The 14,726-nt window shown below is 70.5% G+C and carries 12 protein-coding genes; 3 read left to right on the top strand and 9 right to left on the bottom strand.

Annotated features, from left to right (window positions below):
- Window positions 1-180 precede the first annotated feature (180 nt).
- The 3 genes from ACF088_RS22750 to pgsA are packed head-to-tail and all read right to left on the bottom strand — an operon-like array spanning window position 181 to window position 2,965.
- Window positions 181-1,341, bottom strand: coding sequence for a glycosyltransferase family 4 protein (locus ACF088_RS22750; protein ID WP_392377595.1), 1,161 nt, complete (start codon window positions 1,339-1,341; stop codon window positions 181-183).
- A complete protein-coding gene (locus ACF088_RS22745; RefSeq protein ID WP_392377594.1) occupies window positions 1,338-2,312 on the bottom strand; it encodes a phosphatidylinositol mannoside acyltransferase in 975 nt (324 codons plus the stop codon). Before ACF088_RS22745 ends, ACF088_RS22750 begins: the two co-directional genes overlap by 4 nt.
- On the bottom strand, window positions 2,309-2,965 hold the full coding sequence (gene pgsA / locus ACF088_RS22740) for a phosphatidylinositol phosphate synthase (protein ID WP_392377593.1): 657 nt from the start codon (window positions 2,963-2,965) through the stop codon (window positions 2,309-2,311). The genes ACF088_RS22745 and pgsA overlap by 4 nt, the downstream gene beginning before the upstream one ends.
- A gap of 276 nt (window positions 2,966-3,241) precedes the next feature.
- On the opposite strand from pgsA, the gene ACF088_RS22735 reads away from it, so the two are divergent.
- Both ACF088_RS22735 and ACF088_RS22730 read left to right on the top strand, forming a co-directional pair.
- The gene (locus ACF088_RS22735; RefSeq protein ID WP_392377592.1) at window positions 3,242-5,440 is read left to right on the top strand and encodes an elongation factor G-like protein EF-G2; all 2,199 of its coding nucleotides are present in this window, start codon (window positions 3,242-3,244) and stop codon (window positions 5,438-5,440) included.
- Between the two features lie 209 nt (window positions 5,441-5,649).
- Complete coding sequence (locus ACF088_RS22730) at window positions 5,650-7,305, top strand: hypothetical protein (RefSeq protein WP_392377591.1); 1,656 nt, start codon at window positions 5,650-5,652, stop codon at window positions 7,303-7,305.
- A gap of 32 nt (window positions 7,306-7,337) precedes the next feature.
- Here the strand turns inward: ACF088_RS22730 and ACF088_RS22725 are convergent, their stop codons facing one another.
- From ACF088_RS22725 to ACF088_RS22715, 3 genes are all read right to left on the bottom strand, one after another.
- The gene (locus tag ACF088_RS22725) at window positions 7,338-8,540 is read right to left on the bottom strand and encodes a YncE family protein (protein ID WP_392377590.1); all 1,203 of its coding nucleotides are present in this window, start codon (window positions 8,538-8,540) and stop codon (window positions 7,338-7,340) included.
- The gene (locus ACF088_RS22720; protein WP_392377589.1) at window positions 8,540-9,355 is read right to left on the bottom strand and encodes a polysaccharide deacetylase family protein; all 816 of its coding nucleotides are present in this window, start codon (window positions 9,353-9,355) and stop codon (window positions 8,540-8,542) included. The genes ACF088_RS22725 and ACF088_RS22720 overlap by 1 nt, the downstream gene beginning before the upstream one ends.
- Window positions 9,356-9,470: 115 nt before the next feature.
- A complete protein-coding gene (locus ACF088_RS22715) occupies window positions 9,471-10,028 on the bottom strand; it encodes an HIT family protein (protein WP_392377588.1) in 558 nt (185 codons plus the stop codon).
- Between the two features lie 67 nt (window positions 10,029-10,095).
- On the opposite strand from ACF088_RS22715, the gene ACF088_RS22710 reads away from it, so the two are divergent.
- Window positions 10,096-10,737, top strand: coding sequence for a potassium channel family protein (locus ACF088_RS22710; RefSeq protein WP_392377587.1), 642 nt, complete (start codon window positions 10,096-10,098; stop codon window positions 10,735-10,737).
- 51 nt (window positions 10,738-10,788) lie between these two features.
- On the opposite strand, the gene thrS is transcribed toward ACF088_RS22710, so the two are convergent.
- The 3 genes from thrS to ACF088_RS22695 all read right to left on the bottom strand — a co-directional run bounded on the left by thrS (window position 10,789) and on the right by ACF088_RS22695 (window position 14,636).
- Window positions 10,789-12,768, bottom strand: coding sequence for a threonine--tRNA ligase (gene thrS, locus ACF088_RS22705; protein WP_392377586.1), 1,980 nt, complete (start codon window positions 12,766-12,768; stop codon window positions 10,789-10,791).
- 123 nt (window positions 12,769-12,891) lie between these two features.
- Window positions 12,892-14,070 (bottom strand): hypothetical protein, encoded by a 1,179-nt coding sequence (locus ACF088_RS22700; RefSeq protein ID WP_392377585.1) that lies wholly within the window; start codon window positions 14,068-14,070, stop codon window positions 12,892-12,894.
- A complete protein-coding gene (locus ACF088_RS22695) occupies window positions 14,070-14,636 on the bottom strand; it encodes a DUF4365 domain-containing protein (protein ID WP_392377584.1) in 567 nt (188 codons plus the stop codon). Before ACF088_RS22695 ends, ACF088_RS22700 begins: the two co-directional genes overlap by 1 nt.
- Between the last annotated feature and the right edge of the window lie 90 nt (window positions 14,637-14,726).

Genomic DNA, 14,726 nt, shown 5'->3' with positions numbered 1-14,726 from the left:
CCCACGGGAGGGGACGGGCCGGAGGGGCAGGGGTGTGGGACGTAAAGCGAAGCAGTCCCACACCCCTGCCCCGGAGGTCCGTCACCGCACCCACAGCCCCGCGCAGCGGACCCGCCCGCCGCCAGGCGCAACGGCGGCACAGCGCCCCCACGGCGGGAGCCGACAACGTAGGAGGAAAGGTCAATCCTTGGCCAGCCACCGGCGGGCCCGCAGGCCCACCCTCTCGTCGGTGGCCACCGACACCGCCCCGGTGGTGACCGTCTCGTAGACGGCGAGGATGTCGGCGCCGACGGTGCCCCAGTCGAAGCGACGCACGTGGCGGGTGCCGCGGTCGCGCAGTTCCGCGAGGCGCGCCGGGTCACCGAGGAGTCGTACCGCCGCAGCGGCAAGCGCATCGGCGTCCTCGTTGGTGAAGAGTTCGCCGGCTTCGCCCTGGTCCAGGACCTGGGCGAAGGCGTCGAGGTCGCTGGCCAGTACGGGCGCCCCGGCCGACATCGCCTCGACGAGGATGATGCCGAACGATTCGCCACCCGTGTTGGGCGCGACATAGACATCGACGCTGCGCAGCAGCCGGGCCTTGTCCTCGTCGCTGACCATGCCGAGGAATTCGACCCGGGAGCGCATCTCGGCGGGCAGCGCGGCGACCGCTTCCTCCTCGTCACCGCGTCCGGCGACCAGCAGCCGGGCGTCCGGTACCTCGGCGAGGATCGCGGGCAGCGCCTTCATCAGGACCGGCAGGCCCTTGCGCGGTTCGTCGATCCGGCCGATGAAGCCGATCGTTTTGCCCTGCCACTCGGCCTTGGGCTCGGCCGAGCCGAAGAAGCCGACGTCCACGCCGTTGGGGATGACCACCGCATCGCCGCCGAGGTGTTCGACGAGGGTGCGGCGGGCGTATTCGCTCACCGCGATGCGTGCGCTGATCTTCTCCAGCGCGGGCTGCAGGATCGGATACGCGGCGATCATCGCCCGGGAGCGCGGGTTGGAGGTGTGGAAGGTCGCCACGATCGGGCCCTGTGCCGCCCAGCAGGCGAGCAGGCCGAGCGAGGGCGAGGCCGGTTCGTGGATGTGGATGACGTCGAAGGCCCCGTGCTGCAGCCAGCGGCGTACCCGGGCGGCGGAGAGGAAGCCGAAGTTGAGCCGGGCGACCGAGCCGTTGTACGGGACGGGGACGGCGCGGCCGGCGGAGACGACGTACGGCGGCAGAGGGGTCTCGTCGTCCGCGGGGGCGAGGACGGAGACCTCGTGGCCGAGGCGGATCAGGTGATCGGCCAGGTCCCGGATGTGGAACTGCACGCCGCCGGGGACGTCCCAGGCGTACGGGCAGACGATGCCGATCTTCACGCCGTCTCCGTTCCGGACGCCTCGCGGCCGGCCGGTGCGCCGGACTGCTCGCGCGGCTCCAGGTCGGCGAGCCAGAGCCGCTGCAGCATGTGCCAGTCCTCGGGGTGGTCGGTGATGCCGGAGGCGAAGGCGTCGGCGAGCGCCTGGGTCATCTGGGCGGCCTTCTCCGCGCGGGTGCCGGTCTCCGGGGCCTCGATCTCGGGGTGGATCCGGCCGCGCATGACGGCGGTGTCGTCGTACCAGAGCGTGACGGGAAGCAGCATCGCACCGGTCTGGAGGGCGAGCACCGCGGGACCGGCCGGCATCTTCGCCGGCTCCCCGAAGAACTTGACCTCTATCCCGGAGGCGGACAGATCACGGTCGGCGACCAGACAGACCAGGCCGCCGGCCCGCAGCCGCCGGGCGAGGGTGCCGAAGGCGGAGCCGCCGGTGTGCGGCAGCACCTCCATGCCCAGGCCCTCACGGTAGGCGACGAAGCGGTCGTAGAGGGATTCCGGCTTGAGGCGCTGGGCGACGGTGGTGAAGGGGACACCGAGTTTGGTGGTGACCCAGGCACCGGCGAGGTCGTAGTTGCCCATGTGCGGCAGGGCGAGGACGACACCGCGGTCGCTCTTGAGCCCGTCCACCAGGTGGTGCACGTCCTCGGGCGTGAAGCCGCCGCTTATCCGGTCCTTGCTCCAGGCCGGCAGCCGGAAGGACTCCATCCAGTAGCGCATGTACGAGCGCATCCCGGCGCGGGAGAGCTCGGCGAGCCGCTGCGGTGTGGCGTCCGGGACGACCCGGGCGAGGTTCGCCTCCAGCCGCAGGACCCCCTTGCCGCGGCGCTTCCAGACGGTGTCGGCGATCCGCCGGCCGAGGCCTGTGGCAACGCCCTCGGGCAGCTTCTTGACGGTGCTCCAGCCCAGCGCGTAGAGCGCGTCCGCCAGTTTTTCGGTGTCGAACCGCGGCCGGCGGATCCGGTGTGGACTCATGCGCCTGTTCCCCCTTGTGCCATGGCGTCGGCCTCGGCCGACTCCCGTCGTACCGTCACCACACGCTGGCCGAGGGTGACGGCGCTGCCGATACCGACGATCCAGAGGGCGATCGGCAGCAAAATCTCGACGCCGGGCACCCCGAAGGCGTGCAGACCCGACAAGCCGCAGGCGACCAGCGTGATGACCAGCCGCTCGGCGCGCTCCACCAGTCCGTTGACGTTCACCGGCAGCCCGATGGCCTCGCCGCGCGCCTTGGTGTACGAGACCACCTGGCCGCTGGCGAGGCAGAAGATCGCCATCGCACAGAGCATCAGGCTGTCGCCGCGCCCCGCGTACCACAGGGCGAGCCCCCCGAAGATCGCCGAATCGGCGACCCGGTCGAGGGTGGAGTCGAGAAAGGCCCCCCACCGGCTGGTGCGTCCCAGCTGCCGTGCCATGTTGCCGTCGACCAGGTCGGAGAAGACGAAGAGGGTGATGACGACCGTGCCCCAGAAGAACTCTCCCAGGGGGTAGCAGACCAGGGCGCCGGCCACCACGCCCCCGGTGCCGACGAGAGTGACCGCGTCCGGGCTGACGCCGATACGGATGAGCAGGGCGGCGAACGGCGTGAGAACACGCGTGAAGAACGCACGCGCGTACTTGTTCAGCATGGCCTTCCCGGAGGTCGATATGGGCCGCGCGGTCAAGGGGCCACCGGCTGGCCCATCGTAGCCAGGAGGTCTTGGGCCACCACGAACGCATCGCGGCGCGGAGCGCATCCCACGGCTCGGGGACGCCGCCGCGCGCCCGCGGGCGCGCCCTCGGGCCCCACCGGGCGCCGCTGCAGAACCCTTGGGAGCACCGGCGCCGTGTGCCATGTATGGACGCATCATGGCCTCGGTGGAAAGCTCGAATCACCGCAAAGTGTCGACCTGGAGGCGAGACACATGAGCGAGAAATCGAGTACACACCCGGGAGCCGCCGGCAGGGCATCAACGGCCGACCAGCCCACGGCCCTGCGGAATGTGGTGTTGGTCGGCCACTCCGGATCGGGAAAGACCACCCTGGTCGAGGCCCTCGCGCTGGCATCCGGCGCGGTCAACCGGGCGGGCCGGGTCGAGGACGGCGGGTGTCTGTCCGACTACGACGAGATCGAGCACCGCCAGCAACGCTCCGTACAGCTCTCCCTGGTCCCGGTGGACTGGGGCGGAGTCAAGATCAATATCTTGGACACCCCCGGATACGCCGATTTCGTCGGGGAACTCAGGGCCGGTCTGCGCGCGGCGGACGCGGCCCTTTTCGTTGTCTCGGCGGCCGACGGCGTGGCCGGTGCGACCCGGATGGTCTGGGACGAGTGCGCGGCCGTCGGCATGCCGCGCGCGCTGGTCGTCACACACCTGGAGGCGTCCCGCTCCGACTTCGACGAGATGACCGAGCGCTGCCGGACGTCGTTCGGCGGCGAGGACCCGGACGCCGTCGTCCCCCTCTACCTCCCCCTGTACGGGACACCGGGCGCCGACGGCCACTCCCCCGTGCACGGCCTGATCGGCCTGCTCACCGGGCGGGTCTTCGACTACTCCTCCGGCGAGCGCACCGAGCGCGCGCCCGCAAAGGACGAGCTGCCGCAGATCGAGGCGGCCCGCAACCGCCTCATCGAGGCCATCATCGCCGAGAGCGAGGACGAGTCCTTGATGGACCGCTACCTCGGCGGCGAGGAGATCGACGTCAAGACCCTGATCGGGGACCTGGAGACGGCGGTTGCCCGCGGCACCTTCCACCCCGTGCTGGCCGCGGCCCCGGCCGCCGAGGGTTCCAAGCAGGGGCTGGGCACCGTGGAGCTGCTGGAGCTCATCAGCGGCGGCTTCCCGACCCCCGCGGAGCGCGAGGCACCCGCCGTGACCAGCCCGGACGGCGCCGCGCGCCCGGCGCTGAGCTGCGACCCCGACGGCCCGCTCGCGGCAGAGGTGGTCAAGACCTCCTCCGACCCGTACGTCGGCCGGATCTCCCTCGTACGGGTCTTCTCCGGCACCCTGCGACCGGACGAGACGGTGCATGTCTCCGGCCACGGGCTGGAGGACCGGGGGCACGAGGACCATGACGTCGACGAGCGGGTCGGCGCACTGTCCACCCCGTTCGGCAAACAGCAGCGCCCGCTGCCCAAGGCCATTGCCGGCGATCTGGCCTGTGTGGCGAAGCTGACCCGCGCCGAGACCGGCGACACCCTGTCCGGCAAGGACGACCCGCTGCTGATGGAGCCCTGGACGATGCCCGACCCGCTGCTGCCGGTCGCCATCCAGGCGCACAGCAAGGCCGACGAGGACAAGCTGTCGCAGGGCCTGGCCCGCCTGGTCGCGGAGGATCCGACGATGCGCCTGGAGCACAATCAGGACACCCATCAGGTGGTCCTGTGGTGCCTGGGCGAGGCACATGTCGATGTCGCGCTGGAGCGGCTGCGGGCCCGCTACGGCGTCCAGGTGGACACGGTCGCGCACAAGGTGTCGCTGCGGGAGACCTTCGGAGCCCCCGCCGCGGGCCGTGGACGCCATGTGAAGCAGTCCGGCGGACACGGCCAGTTCGCGATCTGCGAGATCGAGATCGAACCGCTGCCGGGCGGCTCCGGCATCGAGTTCGTGGACAAGGTGGTGGGCGGCGCGGTGCCCCGGCAGTTCATCCCCTCCGTGGAGAAGGGCGTACGCGCCCAGGCCGAGCGCGGGGTCGCCGCCGGGCATCCGCTCGTCGACATCCGGGTCACGCTGCTCGACGGCAAGGCGCATTCGGTCGACTCCTCGGACGCCGCGTTCCAGACGGCGGGCGCGCTGGCGCTGCGCGAGGCCGCCGGTGACGTCCGGATCGATCTCCTCGAACCGGTGTCCGAGGTGAGCGTGATGGTTCCGGACGATTTCGTCGGCCAGGTGATGAGCGATCTGTCGGGGCGCCGGGGCCGGGTCGTGGGCACGGAGCAGTCAGGGGCGGGGCGCACCGTGGTGCGCGCCGAGGTGCCCGAGATCGAGATCGACCGGTACGCCGTCGATCTGCGCTCCCTCTCGCACGGCACCGGGCGGTTCTCCCGCGCTCACCTGCGGCATGAGCCGATGCCACCGCAGCTCGCCGACAAGTGGCGGGAACAAGCCGAGAACGGCGCATAGTTAACGGCGGATCAGCCGTTGGGGCGGTCGCTGTCCGGCTCAACTCCCCTGGGCCGGCCGGCGGCTGTACGCTGAGTTCCTGCCGTTGCCTCGGGGGTCCGACGGCAGGATTCGAGGTCACCGGCTCGAACACAGGCCCTCAGCAGGTGTGCCGTCAGCGGAAGTCGGGAACAGCCGCATCATCGGATACGTGGGGTGTGGGGGCGGTAGTGGCAGACGGCTTTGACTTCAGTCCCGGGGCACAGGTCCCGCTCTCGGGGAGCGCCGGGCAGACGGCGGCGACCCAGGCGCTGGCCTCGGCCGCCTATCGGGACAGCCCGCTCGCCGATATCTCCAAGGCCGACTCCGACTCCGGCAAGTCCGCCATCAAGAAGCCCAAGCTGTCGCTGTTCGCGCCCAACCTCGGCGAGGCGTTCTCGCGTGCCGTGCAGGTGCGGATGCTCGGCGGCGGGCGCGCCGCGCTCATCCAGTCCTTCGGGACCGAGCCGCAGACCATTGTCGAGCACTGCCTGTCCGCCACCCGCGTCCGCAAGCAGCGGGACGCCAAGCTGACCCTGCTGATGGTGCTGTTCGGGGTGCTGTTCCTGCCCGGTGTGCTGGTGTGGCTGGGCGTTTTCCAGCTGCGGAAGATGCTCTCCAAGGACGGTGCGGGCAAGGGGCTTTCGCTGCTGGGCGGGCTGCTGCTGACGGTGCTGGCCGGCGTCGGCCTGTTCTTCATGATCAAGCTGCCGCTCACCGGCTTCTGGCCGATGTACGCCCGCGCCATGGTCCTCGCCCCGGTCGTCGGCTGGTGGTGGGCCAAGCAGATCTGCGAGAAGACCGCGGTGGCCATGCGGGAGTCCTGGAAGGGGCTGCTGGAGGGCGGCGGTGTGGCCGCGAAGATCCCCGAGGCGGTGCCGCAGGACCCGAACCAGACCGCCGCCGAGACCCTCCGGCAGAACCTCGCCAAGATCTCCGCCGAGCAGACCAGCAACGTCGTCTTCTACGCCGGCCCCAAGGGCATACTCGGCATGGGCACCCGCTGGGGCAGCTGGCAGCTCGCGGAGGAGCTCACGCCGGCACAGGAAGGCAGCGAGATCCACCCGTTCCGCAGCTGGGACGTCATCCGGGCGATCCACGACAAGCTGCGGCTGCTGGAGCGCAGTCCGCTGCACACCGGCGGCTTCCCCGCGCCGTCCGTACGCCACTGGATCGTCTCGCCGGTCGGTGAGAAGGCCGCCGCCGTCACCCGCCCCGAGGGCACCCATGTGGAGGCGTACCAGATCCGCGGGCACGAGATAGAGCGGATCTGCAACGAGCAGCAGTTCGGCAGCGGCAACCGCCACTACCTCGGCGTCCAGTTCGTGCTGTGGGACGGCCAGTTGGTGATCACCCTGATGATCACCGTCACGGTGCTGCACGAGACCCTGCGCATCGAGGTGACCGGCCATGCCCTCGGCCCGGTCAACGGCCTGTTCACGACCAAGCCCGAGCCCAAGACCAAGGACGTCGCCAAGGTCGTCAAGTTCTGGGAGACCAAGACCCAGCACCTCCCGCTCATCGAGCCGCAAGAGGTGGTCCGGCTCGCCGCGCGCGCCCCGCTGACCTGGTTCCCGCCGGTCCTCGACTTCCTCGGCGGCAAGCTGACCCTCCCCGAGCCGTTCGGCCTGCGGCACGTCTGGGCCGACAAGCCCTGGCGCCACCGCTTCATGGCCGATGACGCGCTGCGCGCCGCGACCCCGGTGCTGCGCACCGTCCACGCCGCCGCGATGAGCGTCCTCAAGGAGAACGGCGTGGACACCGAGCGCTTCACCAACCGTTCCCTGGTGCTCAGCGGCATGATCCAGGGAGTGGAGCCGCAGAAGGCGGACGAGTACAACGCGTAGGAACGACCAGGAGGGCCCTACGGGGTGTCTCCCTAGCGGAAGATGCCCGTGTGCCCGAGGGAGTACCGCCCCGGCTGCGGGTAGACCGCCAGCCCGTGCGGGCCCTGGCCGACGGGGATCTTGGCCAGGGTTTTGCCGGTACGGGTGTCCAGCGCATAGACCTCGGAGTTGTAGCGGCCGGACAGCCACAGGACCTTGCCGTCGGTGGACAGGCCGCCCATGTCGGGGCTGCCGCCGCCGCGGATGTGCCACTTGCCGACGAGGGCGCCGGTCGTGAAGTCGAGCCGCGAGATGGAGCCTTCGCCGCGGTTGGAGACGTACAGGTAGCGCGAGTCGCGGCTGACGTAGAGGCCGTGGGCACCCTTGCCGGTCGGCATGAGCTTGGGCTGTGCGAAGGTGTCACCGTTGAGGATCCAGATGCCGTCGGCCATCATGTCGGCGATGTACCAGGTCTTGCCGTCCGGGGCGATCTTCACGTCCTGCGGCATCGCCCCCTCGAACGGCAGCTTCTCCTGGCCGATGACCTTCATCCGCTCGGTGTCGACCTTGAGCAGCTCACCGGAGAACTCACAGGAGACGATGAAGTACCGCCCGTCGGGCGAGAAGTCGGCGTGGTTGACGCCCCCGCAGTTGACCGGCAGCGTCTTGCGGATCTCCATGGTGTGCGGGTCGCGGAAGACCAACTGCCGGTCCATCGAGGCCATCACGATGGCGTACTTCCCGTTGGGCGTGAAGTAGAGGTTGTACGGGTCGTGGACCTTGACGGGCTTGCCGGCCTTGCCGGTGGCGGGGTCGATGGGGGTGAGGTCGTGCCCGCGGTTGTTGTTGACCCAGAGCGTCTTCAGGTCCCAGGACGGCACGACGTGCTGCGGCTGTACGCCCACCCGAAGGGTCTCGATGACCTTGTAGGTCTTCGGGTCGATGACGCTGACCGTGTCGGAGCCGGTGTTGGGGACATAGATCCGCGAGGGGAAGTCCTTGACCTGCGGCGCCAGCTTGCCCGGCCGGTCCGCGGCATAGAGATCGTGCTCGTCCAGCAGCGGCGGCATCCCGGGCAGGCCGGAGGTGGCGGCCTTGACCGGCGCGCGTTCGACCGGCCGCGGACGGTGCCCGGCCCGCTCGGTCTCGCCGCTGCCGCAGCCCGCCGCCACCAGCGCGCAGGCGACAGCGAGCAGCGCGGCCCGGTGCCGCACGCGCGGACGGGGACGGTCGTGGGTACGGTTCCGGTCAGCCATCAGGTCACTAGCTCCGTTGTCGTCACCGCGCGCAGACCGCGTCGGCGGAGGCCGTCGAGGATCGGGGGCAGCGCCGCCACCGTGCCGGCGTGCCCGAGGTGGAGGCTCACGATCGAGCCCGGCCCGACCGCGTCCAGGACCGTGCGCCGGACGGCCGGTGCTCCGGGGTCGTTCGCATCGAGGGAGTCCACGTCGTAGGAGAGGACATGCGGATAGCCGGCCTTGCGGGCCAGCCCGGTCACCAGGTCCGTGGCCCGCTGGGCCTGTGAGGGGCGGAACCAGCTGCCGATGGTTCCGGTGAGGGCGCGCAGCCGGTCGGCGCACCCGGTGATCTCGGCGTAGGCCTCGGCGGCCGCCAGAGCGCAGATATTGCGGTGGTGCATGGTGTGGTTGCCCAGCTCATGGCCCCCGTCGAGGATCCGGCGGGCCATCGCGGGCTGCTCATCGAGCCAGTCGCCGATGGCGAGCACGGTGACCCGGGCTCCGGCCCGCTCGGCCTCGGCGAGCAAGGCGGCCGCCATTCGGGGGTCGCCCCTGCCGTGGAAGGTCAGCGCGACCGCACGGCCGTTCGACGGCCCGTGCGCGATCTGCACGGGCAGACCGGGCACCCGGGTCGGCGGCCGGGCGCTGCGGGCCCCGGCGGGTGGCGGATGGCCCGCCCCGGAAGATCCCGCACCGGAAGGGCTCGGCCCGCCGGCGGACCGTACGGCGCCGGAGTCGTCGTCCCGGTGCGGGTCGCAGCCCGACACCAGCGCACCGGCGGCAGCGGCCGAGGCGGCCGCGCGCAGCACGGAGCGGCGATCTAGGGAAGTCACCACCCCATTAGAGAGGTAACTAATCCGAATTAGGGAGATCTGCCCGATTCATCCGGGCGCGTGTCGCCTCGGAGCCCGGCCCCGGACGAGGCCGGGCAGGCCCTGAGGACAGCCCTCAGGCGGGCCAGACGTCCGCGAGCATCGCCCGTGTGTCGGCGAGGAGTTGAGGCAACACCTTGGTGTGACCGACCACCGGCATGAAGTTGGTGTCACCGCCCCAGCGCGGGACGACATGCTGATGGAGATGGGCCGCGATCCCGGCACCGGCGACGGTGCCCTGGTTCATCCCGATGTTGAAGCCGTGCGCTCCGGAGGCGGTGCGCAGCGCGGTCATCGCCCGCTTCGTCAGCTCGGCCAGCTCCGCGGTCTCCGGTCCGTCCAGCTCCGTGTAGTCGGCGACGTGCCGGAACGGGACGATCATGAGATGGCCGCCGTTGTACGGATAGAGATTCAGCACCGCATAGACGTACTCGCCGCGCGCGATCACGAGGCCGTCCTCGTCCGACTTCGCGGGGATCGTGCAGAACGGACAGCCATCGCCGGCCCCCGGGCCGGTCGGCTTGTTCTCGCCCTGGATGTAAGCCATCCGGTGGGGCGTCCACAGACGCTGGAAAGCGTCCTGTGTCCCGACTCCGATCTGGTGCTCCGGCTCGCTTGTCATACGGGCCAGCATATGGCTTCGCCCATTGGCACCGTGTCGTTGGGGCACATACCGCAGCCCGCTCCGCGATGCTGAGCCGGTGGACAGGGAACAGCGGCTGTGGGCCTGGGAACAAACCGCCCAGCCCTATCTCCTTGCCGCCTCGCTCCTCTTCCTCGCCTCGTACGCGGTCCGGGTCCTGGTCCCCGGCCTCTCCCCCGGCTGGCAGACCTGGTGGGAGTTGGTCACCCTCGTCACCTGGAGCTTCTTCGTCGTCGAATATCTGGCGCGACTGGCGCTCAGCAACGACCGGCGGCACTTCCTGCGCACCCGCTGGCTGGATCTGATCGTGACCGTACTGCCCCTGCTGCGGCCACTGCGGATCGTCGACATGCACGAGCGGATGCAGCGGCGCCGGGACCATCCACGGCTCGTCCTCGAATCGCGGGTGATGGCGTACACCGGGCTCACCTCGCTGCTGCTGGGCTTCGCGGCCAGCCTGGCCGTCTACCACGACGAGCGCGCCGCCCCGGGCGCGAACATCCACACCTTCGGTGACGCGGTGTGGTGGGCCTGCTCGACGCTGACGACGACGGGGTACGGCGACGCCACGCCCGTCACCCCGCGCGGCCGGGTGGTCGCGGTGGCGCTGATGTTCGTCGGGGTGGCGCTGGTCGGAGCGGTGGTGGGCTCCTTCTCCTCCTGGCTGCTGCGCCGCTTCCGGCAGGACGGCGAGACATGAAGGAGCCCCGGAGAGCGGGTCGCTCTCCGGGGCCCGGTGCTCACGCCCGCGTCACACCTGGACGCGGCGCTCCACGACGTCGAGGATCTCGGCGATCGCTTCCTCGCGCGCAATGCCGTTCTTCTGCGACCCGTCGCGGTAGCGGAAGGAGACCGCGCCGTTGGCGACGTCCTCGTCACCAGCGATGATCATGAACGGGACCTTGGCCTTCTGCGCGTTCCTGATCTTCTTCTGCATCCGGTCCGACGAGGAGTCCACCTCGATCCGCAGCCCCTTGGCCTTCGCCTGCGCGGCGAAGTCCTGCAGATAGGGGACGTGCGCGTCACCGATCGGGATACCGGTCGCCTGGACCGGCGCCAGCCACGCCGGGAACGCACCCGCGTAGTGCTCCAGCAGCACCGCGAAGAAGCGCTCGATGGAACCGAACAGCGCGCGGTGGATCATCACCGGACGCTGCTTGCTGCCGTCGGCGGCGGTGTACTCCAGGTCGAACCGCTCCGGAAGGTTGAAGTCCAGCTGGACGGTCGACATCTGCCAGGTCCGGCCGATGGCGTCCTTGGTCTGCACGGAGATCTTCGGGCCGTAGAACGCGGCGCCGCCCGGGTCCGGGACCAGCGGCAGCCCTTGCTTCTCGGCCACCTTCCGCAGCGTCTCGGTGGCCTCCTCCCACGCCTCGTCCGAGCCGACGAACTTCTCCGGGTCCTTGGTGGACAGCTCCAGGTAGAAGTCCGTCAGACCGTAATCGCGCAGCAGGTCGAGGACGAAGGTCAGCGTGGCGTCCAGCTCGTCCGCCATCTGCTCCTTGGTGCAGTAGATGTGCGCGTCGTCCTGGGTGAAGCCGCGGGCGCGGGTGAGGCCGTGCACGACGCCCGACTTCTCGTAGCGGTACACGGTCCCGAACTCGAAGAGACGCAGCGGCAGTTCACGGTACGAGCGGCCGCGTGCGTCGAAGATCAGGTTGTGCATCGGGCAGTTCATGGGCTTGAGGTAGTAGTCCACGCCCTCGTCGAGCTGCATGGGCGGGTACATGCCGTCGGCGTACCAGTCCAGGTGGCCCGACTTCTCGAACAGCTTCCCCTTGGTGGCGTGCGGTGTGTAGACGAACTCGTACCCCGACTCCTCGTGGCGCCGGCGGGAGTAGTCCTCCATGACCCGGCGGATGATGCCGCCCTTGGGGTGGAAGACCGCCAGGCCCGAGCCGATGTCCTCGGGAACGGAGAACAGGTCGAGCTCGGCACCGAGCTTGCGGTGGTCGCGCTTCTCGGCCTCGGCCAGGAACTCCAGATGCGCCTTGAGCTCGTCCTTGGTCGGCCAGGCGGTGCCGTAGATCCGCTGCAGCTGCTTGTTCTTCTCGCTGCCGCGCCAGTAGGCGGCGGCCGAGCGCATCAGCTTGAACGCCGGGATGGCACGGGTGCTGGGCAGGTGCGGACCGCGGCACAGGTCCTTCCAGCACAGCTCGCCGGTCTTGGCGTCGAGGTTGTCGTAGATGGTGAGCTCGCCGGCGCCCACCTCGGCGGAGGCCCCCTCGGCGGCCTCGGCGGCCGAGCCCTTGATCCCGATCAGTTCGAGCTTGTACGGCTCGTCGGCCAGCTCCTCGCGCGCGGCGTCATCGCTGACCGCCCGGCGTGCGAACTTCTGCCCGCGCTTCTGGATCTCCTGCATCTTCTTCTCGATGCGCTTGAGATCGTCGGGGTGGAACGGGGTCTCGACGTCGAAGTCGTAGTAGAAGCCGTCCTTGACCGGCGGGCCGATGCCGAGCTTCGCCTCCGGGAACAGCTCCTGTACCGCCTGCGCCATCACATGCGCGGTGGAGTGCCGCAGGATGTTCAGACCGTCCTCGGAGGTGATCTCCACGGCCTCGACCGCGTCACCGTCGGCGACCTCGTACGCCAGGTCCTTCAGCTCTCCGGCCACCCGCGCGGCCACGACGCTGCGCTCACCCTGGAAGAGGTCGGCGGCCGTCGTGCCCGTGGTCACCACGCGTTCATCCCGCTCGGAATCGCGTTGGATGGTCACACGGACGTCTGACACCGGTCTCTCCTGACTCATGTCTCTTCACGTCAGCGATTGCTGCGCAGCCGAATCGTACCGAGCCACCGGACCCGACCGCGAAACGGTTTCACCACCCCCGGCTCGAAAGCCGCTCCTCCGCGGCTATTCCTCGGCGCCGCACGCCTCCTCGAAGAAGTCGAGGTTTTCCTGGAGCGACTTCAGCAGCCGGTCCCGCTCCGCCTCGTCGACCTGTACGGGCGTGACATCGCGGCCGCCGCTGATCCGGCGGAACCCGCCCCGGCTCTCCAGCCGTCCGCTCACCCGGATGGGCAGTCCCACCAGGTGCGCATGTCCGGCGATGCGGTAATCCTCCTCCCCCAGCGCGACCCGCACCTGCACCACATCCGCCCCGGTGATCACCCGCAGCCGCACCGTGCCGGGCCCGCCCGGCCGCTCCCTGCGCAGCCGTATCACCGCGCCGGTCACCCGGACCGGCAGCGACGGCTCGTCGCGTACATAGCGCTGGGCCGCCTGCTGCAGGGCGGGCAGATCGCCGGGCGAGAACTCCACCGGTTCGGGGCGGGCCGGACAGCCGGCCGGGGCGCCGGCCCCGGGCGACCACTCGACCGCGATCCGCACCCCCTCCGCGTCCCGCACCAGCGCGATCAGCGCCTGGACCAGCTCATGGCAGACCCCCAGCTCGACGGCCGCGTCGAAGGCCTCCATCCCGCCGGTGGCCCGCTGGTAGTCGGTGGCGTCACGGGCCGCGTGCAGCGCCCGCTGCAGCCCGGTGACCGCACCACGCCCGCCGCGCACCGGGACGAACGCGGTCAGCCGGCGCCCGGCCGCCACCGGACCGACCAGCACCTCGCCCAGGAACCCCTCGGCGTGCCGTTTGTGCCGGGCGCCGTAGTAACCGGCACAGCCGTACGTCCCCAGCGCCCCGGCGATCAGCATCGAGCGGGCCGCACCGCGCAGCTGCTCCTGCGCGACCCAGTACGCAGCCCCCGAGCCGCCGTCGGGCACCTCGCGCTCCCAGCGCACCTCGTCGCTGGGCACCGCGAGCCCCACCAGCACCTCGCGGGCGGAAGCCGAGGAGTTCTGCGCCAGCGCCGCCAGCGCCTCCGAAAGCAGCTCCCCGCTGTCGGGGAAGCGGCGGTCGTGCGGCACCAGCAGGCTGGTGCCGCCCGCCCCGCCGGGCGGTGTCCACCGGGCGTAGTGGCCCGCGGCCCCGCCCCTGCGCCGCCAGCCGTGCCGGGCCAGCAGCGCGCTGAGCACCGCCGGATCGAGCTGTGCGGGATCCAGCAGCCGCGCGTCGTATTCGTCGGTCGGCCGGTACATCAGGGTCTCCCTCCCGCCCCGACCCGCGTCATGATCTCGCAGAGCGCTCGGTCGTCGAAGATCCGCGCGGTCGGGATGCGCACGGTGGTCCTGCGCCGGCCGGTCACCGGATGACCGGCCAGATTGATCCAGTAGCAGCAGTGCCGCAGCGCGAGGCGGTCGTGGGAGGCCCGCAGCCAGTCCTCCTGGGTCCGCGGAACCAGCATCACGACCAGGATCTTGTGCACCGATACGGGCGTACGGGCCAGCTTCACCAGATGGTCGTTGTCGAGCGTGAAGGCGAAAGTCGGCCCCGGCGGGCGCGGGGCGGTCTGGTAGGTGCACTTGAGCTGCACCTTGATGGTGACTTCGTCGTCGACGGTGTGGCCGGGCGCGCCATGGCTGACGTGCCAGTCGATTCCGTTGTCCGGGAAGGGCTGCGCCAGCGAACATCCCGAGGCGGCGGCGACCGCGTGCAGATAGCCCACCTGGAGGGTCTCCATGCAAGCAGTGGTGGCGAGTTGGCCGCGCTGCGGTGTGGTCGGCTGGGGCAGCAGCCCGCCCGGTTCGGGCTGCGCGAGCGTCATCGCGGGGGTGCCTTCCGGGCTGTGCCGATCGGTTGCGGGTGGCTGACGGGGAGAAGGCGGAACGCGTCGGCCCGTCCCTCTGGTTGTCTC

Source organism: Streptomyces sp. NPDC015125, from assembly GCF_043080045.1.
Taxonomy (GTDB): Bacteria; Actinomycetota; Actinomycetes; order Streptomycetales; family Streptomycetaceae; genus Streptomyces.
This window is presented reverse-complemented; position numbering and strand designations above follow the sequence as displayed.

Excerpts from the sequence above, each read along its gene's own strand:
- ACF088_RS22745 (WP_392377594.1), bottom strand. The coding sequence starts at position 2,312 with ATGAGTCCACACCGGATCCGCCGGCCGCGGTTCGACACCGAAAAACTG.
- ACF088_RS22700 (WP_392377585.1), bottom strand. The coding sequence starts at position 14,070 with ATGTACCGGCCGACCGACGAATACGACGCGCGGCTGCTGGATCCCGCA.
- ACF088_RS22725 (WP_392377590.1), bottom strand. The coding sequence starts at position 8,540 with ATGGCTGACCGGAACCGTACCCACGACCGTCCCCGTCCGCGCGTGCGG.
- ACF088_RS22695 (WP_392377584.1), bottom strand. The coding sequence starts at position 14,636 with ATGACGCTCGCGCAGCCCGAACCGGGCGGGCTGCTGCCCCAGCCGACC.
- pgsA (WP_392377593.1), bottom strand. The coding sequence starts at position 2,965 with ATGCTGAACAAGTACGCGCGTGCGTTCTTCACGCGTGTTCTCACGCCG.
- ACF088_RS22715 (WP_392377588.1), bottom strand. The coding sequence starts at position 10,028 with ATGCTGGCCCGTATGACAAGCGAGCCGGAGCACCAGATCGGAGTCGGG.
- ACF088_RS22735 (WP_392377592.1), top strand. The coding sequence starts at position 3,242 with ATGAGCGAGAAATCGAGTACACACCCGGGAGCCGCCGGCAGGGCATCA.